The sequence below is a fragment of the Streptomyces dengpaensis genome, from assembly GCF_002946835.1.
GTDB lineage: Bacteria > Actinomycetota > Actinomycetes > Streptomycetales > Streptomycetaceae > Streptomyces > Streptomyces dengpaensis.
The window spans coordinates 6,600,939-6,613,895 of sequence record NZ_CP026652.1 but is presented as its reverse complement, the minus strand read 5'-3'; the positions used below and the strand labels follow the sequence as shown (position 1 = coordinate 6,613,895).

13 protein-coding genes and 5 pseudogenes are annotated in these 12,957 nt (G+C 70.4%); 8 read left to right on the top strand and 10 right to left on the bottom strand.

Going from position 1 to position 12,957, the window contains the following annotated elements; all coding sequences use genetic code 11:
• Window positions 1–137: 137 nt before the first annotated feature.
• The 3 genes from C4B68_RS30470 to C4B68_RS30460 form a co-directional block, all read right to left on the bottom strand.
• A complete protein-coding gene (locus tag C4B68_RS30470; RefSeq protein WP_099505047.1) occupies window positions 138–566 on the bottom strand; it encodes a CBS domain-containing protein in 429 nt (142 codons plus the stop codon).
• Window positions 567–703: 137 nt separating this feature from the next.
• Window positions 704–1,117, bottom strand: a complete 414-nt coding sequence (locus C4B68_RS30465; RefSeq protein WP_099505077.1) for a PPOX class F420-dependent oxidoreductase — start codon at window positions 1,115–1,117, stop codon at window positions 704–706.
• An 89-nt stretch (window positions 1,118–1,206) separates the two neighbouring features.
• Window positions 1,207–1,848, bottom strand: coding sequence for a nucleoside/nucleotide kinase family protein (locus tag C4B68_RS30460; protein ID WP_099505048.1), 642 nt, complete (start codon window positions 1,846–1,848; stop codon window positions 1,207–1,209).
• Between the two features lie 174 nt (window positions 1,849–2,022).
• On the opposite strand from C4B68_RS30460, the gene C4B68_RS30455 reads away from it, so the two are divergent.
• The 3 genes from C4B68_RS30455 (at window position 2,023) to C4B68_RS30445 (ending at window position 5,325) form a co-directional block, all read left to right on the top strand.
• Window positions 2,023–2,718 carry a DUF2293 domain-containing protein gene (locus tag C4B68_RS30455; RefSeq protein WP_099505049.1) on the top strand — a complete coding sequence of 232 codons (696 nt, stop codon included), beginning with the start codon at window positions 2,023–2,025 and terminating at the stop codon, window positions 2,716–2,718.
• A gap of 358 nt (window positions 2,719–3,076) precedes the next feature.
• Complete coding sequence (locus tag C4B68_RS30450; protein ID WP_099505078.1) at window positions 3,077–3,556, top strand: anthrone oxygenase family protein; 480 nt, start codon at window positions 3,077–3,079, stop codon at window positions 3,554–3,556.
• A gap of 281 nt (window positions 3,557–3,837) precedes the next feature.
• A complete protein-coding gene (locus C4B68_RS30445; RefSeq protein ID WP_099505050.1) occupies window positions 3,838–5,325 on the top strand; it encodes a glutamate synthase subunit beta in 1,488 nt (495 codons plus the stop codon).
• 40 nt (window positions 5,326–5,365) lie between these two features.
• On the opposite strand, the pseudogene C4B68_RS30440 reads toward C4B68_RS30445, so the two are convergent.
• Window positions 5,366–5,521: pseudogene (locus C4B68_RS30440) on the bottom strand (carboxymuconolactone decarboxylase family protein); the annotation flags it as partial.
• 32 nt (window positions 5,522–5,553) lie between these two features.
• On the opposite strand from C4B68_RS30440, the pseudogene C4B68_RS30435 reads away from it, so the two are divergent.
• Window positions 5,554–6,456, top strand: a pseudogene (locus tag C4B68_RS30435) (aminotransferase-like domain-containing protein); the annotation flags it as partial.
• A 320-nt stretch (window positions 6,457–6,776) separates the two neighbouring features.
• On the opposite strand, the gene C4B68_RS30430 reads toward C4B68_RS30435, so the two are convergent.
• Window positions 6,777–7,040 (bottom strand): DUF397 domain-containing protein, encoded by a 264-nt coding sequence (locus tag C4B68_RS30430; RefSeq protein WP_099505052.1) that lies wholly within the window; start codon window positions 7,038–7,040, stop codon window positions 6,777–6,779.
• Window positions 7,041–7,901: a helix-turn-helix domain-containing protein gene (locus tag C4B68_RS30425; protein WP_099505053.1), complete on the bottom strand. Its 861-nt coding sequence runs from the start codon at window positions 7,899–7,901 to the stop codon at window positions 7,041–7,043.
• A gap of 202 nt (window positions 7,902–8,103) precedes the next feature.
• Here C4B68_RS30425 and C4B68_RS30420 point away from each other — a divergent pair, with 202 nt between their 5' ends.
• The 3 genes and pseudogenes from C4B68_RS30420 to C4B68_RS30410 form a co-directional block, all read left to right on the top strand.
• Window positions 8,104–8,907 carry an ATP-binding protein gene (locus tag C4B68_RS30420; RefSeq protein ID WP_099505054.1) on the top strand — a complete coding sequence of 268 codons (804 nt, stop codon included), beginning with the start codon at window positions 8,104–8,106 and terminating at the stop codon, window positions 8,905–8,907.
• 77 nt (window positions 8,908–8,984) lie between these two features.
• The gene (locus tag C4B68_RS30415) at window positions 8,985–9,359 is read left to right on the top strand and encodes a hypothetical protein (RefSeq protein ID WP_306511520.1); all 375 of its coding nucleotides are present in this window, start codon (window positions 8,985–8,987) and stop codon (window positions 9,357–9,359) included.
• Between the two features lie 249 nt (window positions 9,360–9,608).
• A pseudogene (locus C4B68_RS30410) lies at window positions 9,609–9,850 on the top strand (ABC transporter ATP-binding protein); the annotation flags it as partial.
• A gap of 104 nt (window positions 9,851–9,954) precedes the next feature.
• On the opposite strand, the gene C4B68_RS30405 reads toward C4B68_RS30410, so the two are convergent.
• Window positions 9,955–10,383, bottom strand: a complete 429-nt coding sequence (locus C4B68_RS30405; RefSeq protein WP_099505056.1) for a VOC family protein — start codon at window positions 10,381–10,383, stop codon at window positions 9,955–9,957.
• A 252-nt stretch (window positions 10,384–10,635) separates the two neighbouring features.
• Between C4B68_RS30405 and C4B68_RS30400 the strand changes: the two are divergent.
• A pseudogene (locus C4B68_RS30400) lies at window positions 10,636–10,890 on the top strand (ABC transporter ATP-binding protein); the annotation flags it as partial.
• 133 nt (window positions 10,891–11,023) lie between these two features.
• Here the strand turns inward: C4B68_RS30400 and C4B68_RS42160 are convergent.
• The 3 genes and pseudogenes from C4B68_RS42160 to C4B68_RS30390 all read right to left on the bottom strand — a co-directional run.
• Complete coding sequence (locus C4B68_RS42160) at window positions 11,024–11,197, bottom strand: hypothetical protein (RefSeq protein ID WP_099505057.1); 174 nt, start codon at window positions 11,195–11,197, stop codon at window positions 11,024–11,026.
• A gap of 195 nt (window positions 11,198–11,392) precedes the next feature.
• On the bottom strand, window positions 11,393–12,079 hold the full coding sequence (locus C4B68_RS30395; protein WP_099505058.1) for a DUF899 domain-containing protein: 687 nt from the start codon (window positions 12,077–12,079) through the stop codon (window positions 11,393–11,395).
• A gap of 256 nt (window positions 12,080–12,335) precedes the next feature.
• Window positions 12,336–12,812 (bottom strand): annotated as a pseudogene (locus C4B68_RS30390) (amidohydrolase family protein); the annotation flags it as partial.
• Window positions 12,813–12,957 lie beyond the last annotated feature (145 nt).

Genomic DNA, 12,957 nt, shown 5'->3' with positions numbered 1-12,957 from the left:
GCGATCGCGAGGATCGCGAGGATCGCGAGGATTCAGCTATCGGGCGATCGCAAGGATCGTGACTATCGGGCGACCGTAAGGTTTCGAGACCATCGGGCGGACCGGTCGGGTCAGCACCATCGGGCGGACCGGCAGGGTCAGCGCCGCTCGCTCTTCGCGTAGACACTCTCGACCCAGTCGGCGAGCTGTTCCTCCGTCAGATGCTGGGCCAGATCGGCCTCACTGATCATGCCGACCAGTCGTTTGTTCTCGATCACCGGAAGCCGGCGGATCTGGTGTCCCTTCATCTCCTGGAGCACCTCGCGGACATCGGCGCCCGAGTCGATCCAGCGCGGCGTGCCCTGAGCCATCTCGCCCGCGGTCACGCGTGCCGGGTCGTGGCCCATGGCCACACAGCCGACCACGATGTCGCGGTCGGTGAGGATGCCGCAGAGCCGTTCGTTCTCGTCACTAATGGGCAGCGCCCCCACGTTGAGCTCGCGCATCAGCTGGGCAGCGCGGTCCAGGGTCTCGTGGGCGGGAATCCACTGGGCACCACGGTGCATGATTTCTCCGGCGGTGGTCATGAAGTACCTCCCGGTGCCGGACGGCCGGCGCGGCGCGGAACACACCGCTAGTCCCGGCGCCCTACATTCTTGCCGCGTCACCGGGGATGCGCACCCGGAAGTCCGGGCTTACCGAAGTTGCACGCCATCGCCCCGGGTCAGACCGAGAACCCGACGATCTTCCGCGGGACGACGCGGATGATCAAGCGGACCTCGTCGTCCTTCTCCGCGGGAGGGCCGATGCCGAGGTACTTGTGCGAGAGCTCGTACGGCAGGCGCTTGGCGTCGTCGGGGAGGATCTCGGCGGTGCCGCGGATCTCGACCGAGGTGTAGGGCTTGGCGAGGTCGAAGACCGAGAGGCTGATGCGGGGGTCCCGCTGGAGGTTGCGCACCTTCTGGCGTCCGGCGGTCGAGGAGAAGAGGACGGTGTCGCCCTCACGTTTGATCCAGACAACCGAGTTCTGGGGTGCGCCGCCGGGGCCGAGGGTGGCGACGCTGGCGAAGTTCTTGCCGTCGAGGAGGGCGCGTACGGAGCCGTCGAAGGAGACCGAAGGGTCGGCGGAGAGCGTCATGAACACAGGCCAACTGCATGCACGTGCATATAAAAGCGCTTTGCGGAGACGGCGACTCAGCCGCTCCACACCGGGCGGCGCGGATCCGATCAGCCGTTCCAGGCCGGATGGCGCGGATCGTCGGCACGCACCAGGACGTCGGCCGTGGCGCTCGGGTCGGCCTCGGTCTCGTAGCGCTCGAACGCCGGGAGGGTCCAGTGCTCGGCCTCGGGCGTACGGCGGCGGAGGGCGCCCGGGGAGAGGAGCACATGGACGCTGAAGTCGAAGGGGAACCAGTGGCGCAGGAGGAAGGGGCCGTGCAGCAACAGGAAGGCGCCGGGCGGGAGTTGGACGTAGGAGCTGCGGGTGGCGCGGTCGGTGGCCGGGTCCCAGAGGTCGGGCAGGACGCGGCCGTCGCCGTCCGCTTCGAGGGGGCCGAAGACCTCACGCCAGAGGGCGCCGGTGTCGAACCAGCCGTCGTAGTACGCCTCGACGTCCTGGTGCCCGTATTCGAGCCGGAGCGACGCCGGCCGCAGGAAACCCTCCGTGCCGACAACGAGCGAGGACCGGCCGCGTATGCGCAGCGCCTCGGAGACGCGGTGCGCGAGGTCGCCGGGGCGGGCGGCCGGGGCTCCGTCGAAGGCGATGCGCGGCCAGGGGCTGCCGTCGTCCAGTTTCAGGTCGAGCAGGCGCTGGGCGAGGAGGTCGCCGAGCCGTTCCCAGGTGATCGCTTCGAGTCGCACACGGCCCATGATGCCGCGACCTGGGGGCAAGCTCGCGAGCGTGGCGGGTGCCGCGCGCGAGGGCACCCCGAGCCGGCCCCGCGGATCATCTCTGGCTCACGCTCCGGCTGCCCTCGAGGACGGCCCCCCGGCGCGCGGCCCCGGCGACGTGGATCAAGGGTCGGGCGGGGGAATGAACCGGGTATGGAACCGATCGCGACTCCCCCGCACGGCACCGGACTTGTCGTCATCCAGCCGCTCAAGAAGCGGCGCTGTGCCGAGTGCCGGACCGGGCCGCTGGCGCTGCTGGTGCTGGAGGAGGGGGCGCCGCGGTGTCTGGACTGCGCGGATCTGGGTCATCTGGTGTTCCTGCCGCGGGGGGACGCCGCGCTGACACGGAGGTCGCGTGAGAGCAGTGCGCTGTCGGCGGTGGTGGTGCGGTTCAACCGGCGGCGGAGCCGGTACGAGCGGCAAGGCATCCTCGTCGAGGAGGAGGCGCTCGCCCTGGCCGAGGAGCGGTGCCTCGCGGACGCGGAGGCGCGGCAGCGCCGCCGGGTGCGGGACGCGCGGCGGCGGGAGGCGGAGGATCTGCGGTTCACGGACGCGTTCGAGCGGGAGATACGCCGGCTGTTTCCCGGCTGCCCGGCCGACCGCGCGCGGGCGGTCGCCGCGCACGCCGCGACGCGCGGAAGCGGGCGGGTCGGGCGCAGCGCCGCGGGCCGAGCGCTGTCCGAGGCGGCGGTGACCGCGGCGGTCCGCGCCTCCGCACGGCACACGGACACCCCGTACGATCAGCTGCTGATGAGCGGCGTGCCGCGGCACGAGGCGCGGCGGCGGATCGCGGCCACGGTGGAGGAGCGGCTTCGGGAGTGGCGCGACGAGCACACGCCTGGCGCGTGACCGGCTCCGCGGCGGGCCCACGTGACGAGCGACCTGCGTGAAGCGCGACCTGGCGGCCACGCGCCTCCGGCATGCGTGACCGAGGCCCGGCAGGCCTACGTAAGCCGCGACACGGCAGGCACGCGTGACCCACTCCCCGGCGGACACGCGCCCCCAACAGCCTGCCAACACGCGTGGCCGAGGCCCGGACGCTCAAGTGGCCCGCGACGGGGCAGACGCGCGCGCCCAAAGGCTCAAGAGGCTCGCGTATGCGGCTGCGGGTCTCGGCCATGGTCACTGTGGTCGTACAGGTTTTCACTTGTGGTGATGGTTGGTGCCGTGCAGGATCTTTGGGTCCGGGGGTGACGCGGGAGTGGACATGATCGATGGGCCGTATTTCGTGCTGACGGTGTTGGCGGTACTCGGCTGCGGCCTGGTGGCCGGGGTGTTCTGCGGGTTCTCGACGTTCGTGATGAGGGGGCTCGCCGAGTTGCCGCCCGCGCAGGGGGTAGCCGCGATGAATGCGATCAATGTCGCCGCCGTGCGCCCGGCGTTCATGCTGGTGTTCCTCGGCTCGGCGGTGCTGTGCGCGGTGCTGGCCGTGGTGACGTTCGTGCTGTTGCCGGACGAGGGGACGGTGGAGCTGCTGCTGGGTAGCGCGCTGTATCTGTTCGGGTCGCTCGGGGTGACGATCGTGGCGAACGTGCCGCGCAATGACGCCCTGCTCAAGATGGATCCCGGGGCGCCGGAGACGGCCGCCTACTGGCGTACGTACGTCCGTGAATGGACGGGGTGGAACCACGTGCGCACGGTCGCGTCGGCCGCCGCGGCGGTCTCGTACACCCTGGCCCTCACCTGAGGGACGTCCCCGCCCTCACCTGAGGGACGTCCCCGCCTCGCCTGAGGGACGGACTCGGCCTCGCCGAGGGACGAACTCGCCCTCCGCGCTGAGGTCGAAACTCGCCCCAACCTGCGACAGGAGCGCGCCCTCACCCGAACGGCGGCGACCAGGCAGCCGACGTATCGTGGCGGGAAAGGAGTGTCGCCGAAGCCTGCGGGCCGATCCCAAGGGATGCATGCGGGATTCATGACCGACGGCCGCGCGGCCCCTCACCGTACGCGTACGCGAGGGAGACGGCCATGGCCGATCCCAAAGGATTCATGACCACACCGCGCGAGGAGTACCCGCGTCGGCCCGTCGAGGAACGCGTGCGGGACTGGAACGAGGTGTACGTCCCCGGAGCGCTGCTGCCGATCATCAACCGGCAGGCCGACCGCTGCATGGACTGCGGAATCCCCTTCTGCCACGACGCCTGTCCGCTCGGCAATCTGATCCCCGAATGGAATGACCTCGTCTCGCGGGACGACTGGCGACAGGCGAGCGACCGTCTGCATGCCACGAACAACTTCCCCGAGTTCACCGGGCGGTTGTGCCCCGCGCCGTGCGAGGCGGGCTGTGTGCTGGCGATCAACCAGCCGGCGGTCACGATCAAGAACGTCGAGGTGGCCATCGCCGACCGCGCCTGGGAGGACGGTTTCACGCCACCGCGCCCGCCGGACCGGCTCTCCGGACGGACCGTCGCGGTGATCGGGTCGGGGCCCACCGGCCTCGCCGCGGCACAGCAGTTGACGCGGGCCGGACACACCATCGCGGTGTACGAGAGAGCCGACCGGATCGGCGGGCTGCTGCGCTACGGGATCCCCGCGTTCAAGATGGAGAAGCGGCACCTGGACCGGCGGCTCGAGCAAATGCTGGCGGAGGGAACCAAGTTCCGTACGTCGACGGGGATCGGCACGGACATCGACGCCGCCGAGCTGAAGGAGCGCTACGACGCGGTGATCCTGGCCGTCGGCGCCACCGCATGGCGGGAACTGGACGTACCCGGACGGGAGTTGAGCGGCATCCATCAGGCGATGGAGTATCTGCCGCTGGCCGACCGGGTGTGCGAAGGGGATCTGGACGTCTCGCCGTTGTCCGCGGCCGGGAAGCACGTGGTGATCGTGGGCGGCGGGGACACCGGTGCCGACTGTCTGGGGACGGCCGTACGTGAGGGCGCGGCGTCCGTGACGCAGCTGGACATCTATCCGCAGCCCGAGTCGGAGCGCGACGAGGAGGCCGAGCCGTGGCCGACGTACCCGAAGATCTACCGGCTCTCGGCCGCGCACGAGGAGGCAGGTGTGCTCGGGACGGCGCCCGCCGCGGACGCGGACGCGCGGCTCTTCGCGGCGTCCACGCTCCACTTCACCGGGGACGCGGGCGGGCGGGTGCGTTCCCTGCACCTCGTCGAGGTCGACGAGCGGCGCCGCCCGGTCCCCGGCTCCGGGCGGACCCTCCCGGCCGACCTCGTGCTGCTCGCCCTCGGCTTCTCGGGCCCCGACCGCCATGACGGCCTGATCGACCAGCTCGGGCTGGCTCTCGACCCGCGCGGCACGATCGCCCGCGACGCGGACTTCGCGACCAACGTCCCCGGGGTGTACGCCGCCGGGGACGCGGCCCGCGGCCAGTCCCTCATCGTCTGGGCCATCGCCGAGGGCCGCGCGGTGGCGGCCGCCGTCGATCGCGCCCTGACGGGGGCGTCGCGGCTTCCGGCGCCGATAGGGCCGTACGACCGGCCGATGAGGGTGTAGCCGGAGAACCCGCCCCGCCCCCGCGGGCGGCGCGGCGGGTTCAGCCGCGCTCGTCCGTGCCCGCCACCTTCGCCGTGGACAGCGCCACCCGGTTCCAGGTGTTGATCGTGAGGATCAGGGCCAGGACGTGGGCGAGTTCCTGGTCGTCGAAGTGGGCGGCGGCCTCCGCGTAGACGTCGTCGGGCACGCCCGCGTCAGGCGGAATCCTGGGTCAATTCTGCGGAGCGGATCGGCGCCGATCTGCACCTGGAGCTGTCGGGCTCGGGCGGGCGGCGGGCCGCGCTCATGCGGGCGCTGCGTGAGGCCGTACGCAGCGGCAGGCTCGCGCCGGGGACCCGGCTGCCGCCGTACCGCTCGCTCGCCGCCGACCTGGGCGTCGCGCGCAACACGGTGGCCGACGCGTATGCCGAGCTCGTCGCCGAGGGCTGGCTGACCGCCCGGCAGGGCTCCGGGACCCGGGTCGCGGACCGCGCCGCACCGCCGCGCTCCGGGACCCGGGTCGCGGACCGCGCCGCACCGCCGGGCGCCCCCGCGCGCGTACCCAAAAAGGCACCTCTACGCGCGCGTGGACCCCGGCACGATCTGCGGCAGGGCACGCCGGACGCGTCGTCGTTCCCGCGCGCGGACTGGCTTGCGTCGTACCGCCGCGCCCTCCAGCAGGCGCCCAACGAGGCCTTCGGGCCAGGCGATCCGGCGGGGCGGACCGAACTGCGCGAGGCGCTCGCCGAGTACCTGGCACGCGCGCGTGGCGTCCGCACGGAGCCCGGACGGATCGTGATCTGCTCCGGCTTCGCGCATGCCCTGCGGCTGCTCTTCCCGCGGGTCCTGCGAGGCCCGCTGGCCGTCGAGTCGTACGGCCTCGGCTTCCACCGCGAGCTGCTGACCGCCGGGTCCGTACGGACCGTGCCACTGCCGCTGGACGAAGACGGCGCGCAGGTGGGCGAGTTGGGCCGGGAACGGGCCGTATTGCTCACGCCAGCACATCAGTTCCCGACCGGCGGTCCGCTGCGTGCCGAGCGGCGCGCCGCCGTGATCGACTGGGCACGCGCGCGTGGAGGGGTGATTCTGGAGGACGACTACGACGGCGAGTTCCGGCATCCGGAGGCGGTGATGGCCGCGCCGGACGGGCTGGTGGTGGGGTACGCGACGCCCGCGGAGCATGCGTATGGGGCGGCGCTCGACGCGTTGTGCGGGGTGCTGCCGCCCGGGTGACGGCTCCGGCCGGGCTGACGCTGCAACCCGGCCGGCTGACGGCACGCAACGCCGCTCACCCGGCCGACGGCACACATCGCCCCGTCGGTCACCGAGGGGCGTTGTGGTGGGGAGGCGCGCCCTCGCCGGAGGGCTGTCGGGCGCCGGCGCGCCCAGCGCGGTACGTGTCCAATGTTTTCAATTCAGCGTCACATTAGGGGTGTTCACAGAGTTCAAGAAGAAACACAGACTCAAGTGGGTCAGGAGAGAAGGAAGTCCGCCTCCCCCGCCTTCGCGCCCTGGATGAACGCGGTTATCTCGCCGGGTGTGTAGATCAGGGCGGGGCCGTCCGGGTCCGCCGACTGGCGGACCGCGATGCGCCCGTCGGCGAGCTTCATCGCCTCCAGGCAGTTGCCGCCGTTTCCGCCGCTCCACGGCTTGTGCCAGCCCTCGTTGCCCAGGTCGCGGGCGGGCATTCCGTTGTAGATGCGCACGGGGCGTATCCGCGGCTTGATGCGTTCCATTCACAGCTCCTTGCGGAGATCCAGCAGGATCTCCTTCGTGCGATGTGCTGTAGCGGCTTGCGCCGCCATGCGGTCCATGACCTCGAGATGTGTCGCCACCTCTGAGCGCGCGTCCAGGTAGACCGCGCCGGTCAGGTACTCGCTGTAGACCATGTCCGGGAGCTCCGGCACGGCAAAGCGGAACAGCACGAAGGGCCCGTACGTGCCGGGATGCGGACCCGAGGAGAACGGGATCACCTGCAGCGTCACGTTGGGCAGCTTCGCGGCTTCGAGCAGTCTGTCGATCTGGGCGCGCATCACCTCGGGGCCGCCGAGGGGGCGGCGCAGGGCCGTCTCGTCCATCACGGCCCAGATACGGGGTGCGTCCTCACGAGTGACCAGCTCCTGGCGCTGCATGCGCAGCGCCACATGACGCTCGATGTCCTCGGGCCTGGTCTGGGCGATGGCGCCCGCCTTCAGGACGCCACGCGCGTACTCCTCGGTCTGCAGCAGTCCCGGCACGAAGTGGGGTTCGTACGAGCGGATCAGGGCGGCCGCACCCTCCAGGCTGACGTGCATGGAGAACCAGCCCGGCAGGACGTCGTGGAACCGCTGCCACCAGCCGGGCTTGTTGGCCTCCTCGGCCAGTTGGACGAAGGCCTCGGCCTCCTCGTCGCTGACGCCGTACGACTTCAGCAAGAGCTGCAGGTACGGGATTTTGAGGGAGACCTCGGCCATCTCCATACGACGGACCGTGGCGGGCGCGACGCGCAGGATGCGCGCAGCCTCCTCACGCCTGAGACCCGCGCGTTCCCGCAGGTCCAGCAGGCGCCGCCCGAGGACGACCTGACCGACCGTCGGCGCGGACCGCGGTTCGCTCACGTCCTACCTCCACTGAGTCCTGACCGGACGGGACAGCCGTGTCCGGGCAGCCCTGGCGGCGCCGTTCGGAGTCTCATCGACGTTCCCAACTGGCGCCGCTCGGCGTGCTGTTGCGAGCAGTGTGCCACGGGCCCTCGCGAAGTCACATGGCACTCTGCACTTTTCAGAGTGACTCTTGCCAAGTGTTCACGGCGGGGCGATAGTGGCAAGCGTGATTCCGTCCGCGCCGTTAGGAACAGACGCCGCCGTAGACCGGCTCGGTCTCCGTGCCGCCGCAGGGCCCCGCCCCGGCGCGGCCGCCGAGCGCCGGTTCCGCTTCGAGCTCGCCGCACACCCGGGCTCCGTGGCCCTGGCAAGACGCCTGGCACGTTCCCGGCTGTCCGGATGGGCTGTGTGCGAGGACACCTGCGACACAGCGGCCCTCGTCATCTCCGAGCTGGTCACCAACGCGATCGTGCACACCACCGGCGAGCACGTCGTGTGCGAACTGCACGACGGCGACGAGGTGGTGCGGATAGCCGTGCGGGACGAGGGTTGCGCCCCTGGTGGGCCCTGCCCCTCGCCGCAGCGGCCCGAGGAGGAGCACGGGAGGGGACTGCTCCTCGTCGCGGCCGTGTCCCGGGCCTGGGGAGTCCAGGACACCGGGCAGGGCCTGCTGGTCTGGGCGGAGCTGGAGCGCACCGCGGAGCCAGAACGCACCGCGGACCGGCACCGCACCCCGGACGGGCACCACACCCCCGACGGGCCCGACGCGGGCACCCAAGCCCGGTCGGACCAGGGCTGGACGGCAGCCCGTTCGGACCAGGGCTGGACGGCAGCCCGTTCGGACCAGGGCTGGACGGCGGCCCGTTCGGACCAGGGCTGGACGGCGGCCCGCTCGGACCTGGGCTGGAGCGCGAAGAAGCCACCGGCCGACGGCCGGGGCGCCGGGACGGAAGCGTCCTGGGGAACGGGGAGCATGGGGGTCCCCCCGATCGAGCGGAGCCGAGATTGGGGGAGGGTGTGAGGGGTACGTCGGCGGCGGGGCCCGGAAGGCAGGTCCTGAGCCTGGACACGCTGGTCCGCCTGAAGCGCGACCAGCGGATGCCGGGGCCGCTGAGGCGTCTCCTCGTACCCGAGGGCATGACCGTACCGCTGGGCTGTGACGCGGTGTCGGTGCCCGCCCGGTTCGGGCCGATACTGCTGCCGCGACTGCCCCGCGTGGGCTGCGTCTACGCCGACAGGGCGCACTGGTGGTGGATCGTGCCCTCCGACTCCGATGTCGCCCTGGAGTGGCCGGCACCCGCGCACTACGCCACGGGGGCGTTGGTACCGGAGGCACCCGACGCGTCCGGCGCACCCGGGCTCATCTACAAACCGGCCGGCACCCTTCCGTACACCCCGCCGATCCCGCTCTATCTGGCCCTGTGCCGGGTCACCGGTGCGACACCCTCCTGGACGCGTCCGATCAGTGCGTGAGCAGGCCCTGGTGCAGACCCTGACCACGGGTCGCCGTAGGACCCCCGACAATCCACCGATGTCCGAAGTGTGACGGTCCGGCGCAAACTCTTTGCCGGCAGGGGTGGAGGACTGCATTCCTGGGGAGTGCATCGTTCGTCCGCTGTCGGATATCGGGGGAGGCCACGGGTGGCAAAGAAGCACAGCGACGACCGGCCGGCGCCGTCCGACTCCGAGTTCCTGCTCTTCGGCGGCCAACTCCGCTACGACATGGGCCGGTCCCAACACGCCGACACGTTCATGGAGTTGAACTTCCGCGCGATGGTGAGGCGGCTGCCGTCGCTGCTCGCGTCCAGTTTCCGCCGGGCCTGGAAGGCGGACCGCCCGCCGCCCGTGTCGTGCTGGCCGCCGAGGTGGCCCGCGGCGGAGCCCAGGCAGTCAGCCTGCTGGCGGTCAACAGCGTCCTCGGGCAGCTGATGACGAGCGGCCCGGTCGGGGGCCGGCTGCGCGGCGGCCGGCGTCCTGACGGTGCTGCACCCCGCGCTGCTCCCCTGAGGTCGGGGGCGGTTCTTCGTCCTGGCCCATGGGGACAGAACGAGGACGCGTTCGCGGCCCCTCAGTCGATACAAAACTCGTTGCCCTCGATGTCCTGCATCGGGATGCACGAATCATTGCCGTCATACAGCGTTCGCACGTGTACCGCGCCGAGCGGGACCAGTCGTGCGCATTCGGCCTCAAGTGCGGCGAGGCGCTCTTTACCTACGAGTCCGGTGCCGACCCGCACGTCAAGATGCAGCCGGTTCTTGGCGGCCTTCCCTTCGGGGACGCGCTGGAAGTACAGTCGCGGGCCCACACCTGAGGGATCACTGCAGGCGAACCATGAATCCCGCTGCTCAGGTGGCTGCGAGCGCTTGAAATCGTCCCAAGTGGCAAACCCCTCCGGTGGCGGCGGTACGACGTACCCCAACACCTCGCACCAGAAACGAGCGAGGCGCTCAGGTTCTGCGCAGTCGAAGGTGACTTGGAACTGCTTGATCGATGCCATCAGCCCTCCACGTGCTGTTCACCGAAACCCCGGATGTCATCGCCGCGTGGAGAGCAGACGCGCCACCAGGGATGCATCGATGTCCACCCCGTCGTCGTGCAACTTGGTGATCCCGGTCAAGGCTGGCGAGCCTGCCACATGATCACCCGAGGCTCAACCAATTTTCTACCTGCTGACCGGGGTCGTGCCTAACGTGCCTGGGGGCAGCCGTGCCAACCGACGCGGACAGATACCTGACAGCTATAGATAAAGGTGGACGCCCGGGCCGAGCTGGAGGTCTTCGAGAAGATCAGGGCACTGGCGGGTACCGGCCAGACGGTCATCCTCATCACGCACCGGCTGGCGTCCGTACGCCACGCCGATCTCGTGCACGTCCTCGACCAGGGCCGCCTCGTGGAGTCCGGGACTCCGGACGAACTCCTGGCCTCGGGGGGCATCTACGCGGAGCTGTACTCACTGCAGGCGGAGCAGTTCACGTCCAAGGTCCCGACCGGGGAGGCCGGCTAGGCCACCAGTCCGACGACGCCGGCCAGGCCCACCCGTCCGACGAGGCCAACTGATCCGCGGACCGCCGACCGGCTCGGGAAGCCATGGCTCGCGGCATGGGCACGTCGGCCGGTCTGCACGTCGGCAACTCGGCTCACTCGACGGCGTCGACACCTCGTACGATCACCAAGAACGCGTCCGTGGTCAGATCCATGACGACCTCGGCGGCCTCGCCCTCCTGGCGGCGCGCCTGTGCGAACTCCTCCGCGGGCCAGGACCCGCGCGGCCCACCGGCGGGGAAGCGCTCCAGCACCGTTCGCCCGTTCACCCTGCACCTCCATGTAGCGCAGCCTCTCGTGCTGCTCTCACAGAGTTAAACGCCTTCCAGGGGGTGAACGGCTCGCGAAGTGACGGTACTGAGACGTACCCGACACTTGGCCGCGAACCCGAGGTGAGGGAACTCTCAGCCCTCGTAAGGGAACGCCCCATCCCAAGGGAACGTGCAGTCCCCGTAAAGGAACTCTCAGTCCTCGTACTCGTCGTGGTACCGGATGCGCTCGCTGCCCGCGGGCGCCCCCAGCGCGGACGCGCGCCCCTTGGGCTCCTCCCACTCCTCCTGCCGTCCCAGCGCGGTGAGGTCGAGGAGGCTGGTTGTCGAGCCGATTCCGTCGAGGCCGCGCTCGTAGGTGGAGTACGTGTGGCAGACACGGTCGCGGTCCCGCAGGAAACAGCTCAGTCCGGGGCGCTCGTAGGGCTCGTCGCCGGCGAAGGACGCCTCGAAGTCGTAGCTGAAGTCGTTGTCGTACGACGAGTACCAGGGCACCGTCCAGCCCATGCGGGCCTTGAACGGCAGGATCTTCGTGTACGGCGCCCGGGACACGGCGGCGAACTCCGTGCTGCGGGCCCACAGATGAGCGAGGTGCCCGATCTGGTCGAGGAACGCCGAGCAGCTGCGGCAGCCCGCGTCCCACTCGGGCGCGAACATAAAGTGGTAGACGACGAGTTGGTGCCGTCCCCGGAAGAGGTCGAGCAGCGTCGCCTTCCCGTCGCCGCCCTCGAACAGGTACTCCTTGTCGATCTCGACCATCGGCAGCCCGCGCCGCTCGGCATTGAGCGCGTCACGCGCGCGCGTGGCGGCCTTCTCCTTTGCCAGCAGTGCCTCGCGCGCCGCGCGCCACTCCTCGCGCGAAACGATCTGCGGAAGCGTCATGGGCTCCTCCTACAGAATTGCCTTCTGGGGGTGGACCGAGGGGAGGAGCAGAACTCATCGGTGGATCGCAGAGATTTTTTATCGCCTCGATATTTTCAGCGCGTCATCAGCCCGGCCAGAGTGGATCACGTGTCGTACTCCTGGATCCGCTTGCCGTGGCTGCGGTCGACGAGTGCGGGCAGCCGCTGATCCAACTCTCGTACGGTGGCCGGGAGATCGAGGGGGAGAAGCTCGCGGTCGCGCATCAGGATCCGTCCAGCCCGCTCTCGGCCGTCACGGCGGCGACGGTGTCCATCGAGAAATAGTGGTCGGCGAAGCAGGTGACCCCACCGCGGATCATCTCGGCGCAGGCGAGCCGCGCGCCCAACTCCACGTCCTTCTCCGTGAGGTTGGACTCGATGGGCCAGATGAAGTCGTTGAACCATTCCTCGGCGGGCAGGTCCTCGGCGATGCCGCGCAGGGCGACCATCGGTGAGTGGGTGTGGCAGTTGATCAGGCCGGGCATCGCCAGCTGACCGCGGGCGTCGATGCGTTCGACGGCGTCCTGGCCCGAATTGTCCCCGTCCCTGGTGACCGCCCGGTCCTGAGCGCGGCCCCCGTCCCTGGTGACCGACTCGATGACCCCTCCCCGTACGACGATCGTGGCGTCCTCGACGAACGCGATCCGCTCCTGCTCGTCGTGTACGAGGGCCGTGCATCCGGTGATGATGAGATCAGCGGGAGACTGCGTCATGGCGTCACGGTACGGCGGTGTCGTACCGCAGGAGGATGTGAATCGCGCATCCGGTCCCAGCCCTGTCGCAGGACCGCTGCCGGGGGCACCCTGGCGTCACGGCAGTACGCGACAGCCCAACTCACCCTGCTCAGTGCGCATCGGG

Bases quoted from the DNA above. Each gene is read 5' to 3' on its own strand.
- C4B68_RS30470 (WP_099505047.1), bottom strand. From the start codon at position 566: ATGACCACCGCCGGAGAAATCATGCACCGTGGTGCCCAGTGGATTCCC.
- C4B68_RS30465 (WP_099505077.1), bottom strand. From the start codon at position 1,117: ATGACGCTCTCCGCCGACCCTTCGGTCTCCTTCGACGGCTCCGTACGC.
- C4B68_RS30460 (WP_099505048.1), bottom strand. From the start codon at position 1,848: ATGGGCCGTGTGCGACTCGAAGCGATCACCTGGGAACGGCTCGGCGAC.
- C4B68_RS30455 (WP_099505049.1), top strand. From the start codon at position 2,023: ATGGAACCGATCGCGACTCCCCCGCACGGCACCGGACTTGTCGTCATC.
- C4B68_RS30450 (WP_099505078.1), top strand. From the start codon at position 3,077: ATGATCGATGGGCCGTATTTCGTGCTGACGGTGTTGGCGGTACTCGGC.
- C4B68_RS30445 (WP_099505050.1), top strand. From the start codon at position 3,838: ATGGCCGATCCCAAAGGATTCATGACCACACCGCGCGAGGAGTACCCG.
- C4B68_RS30430 (WP_099505052.1), bottom strand. From the start codon at position 7,040: ATGGAACGCATCAAGCCGCGGATACGCCCCGTGCGCATCTACAACGGA.
- C4B68_RS30415 (WP_306511520.1), top strand. From the start codon at position 8,985: ATGCCGGGGCCGCTGAGGCGTCTCCTCGTACCCGAGGGCATGACCGTA.
- C4B68_RS30405 (WP_099505056.1), bottom strand. From the start codon at position 10,383: ATGGCATCGATCAAGCAGTTCCAAGTCACCTTCGACTGCGCAGAACCT.
- C4B68_RS30395 (WP_099505058.1), bottom strand. From the start codon at position 12,079: ATGACGCTTCCGCAGATCGTTTCGCGCGAGGAGTGGCGCGCGGCGCGC.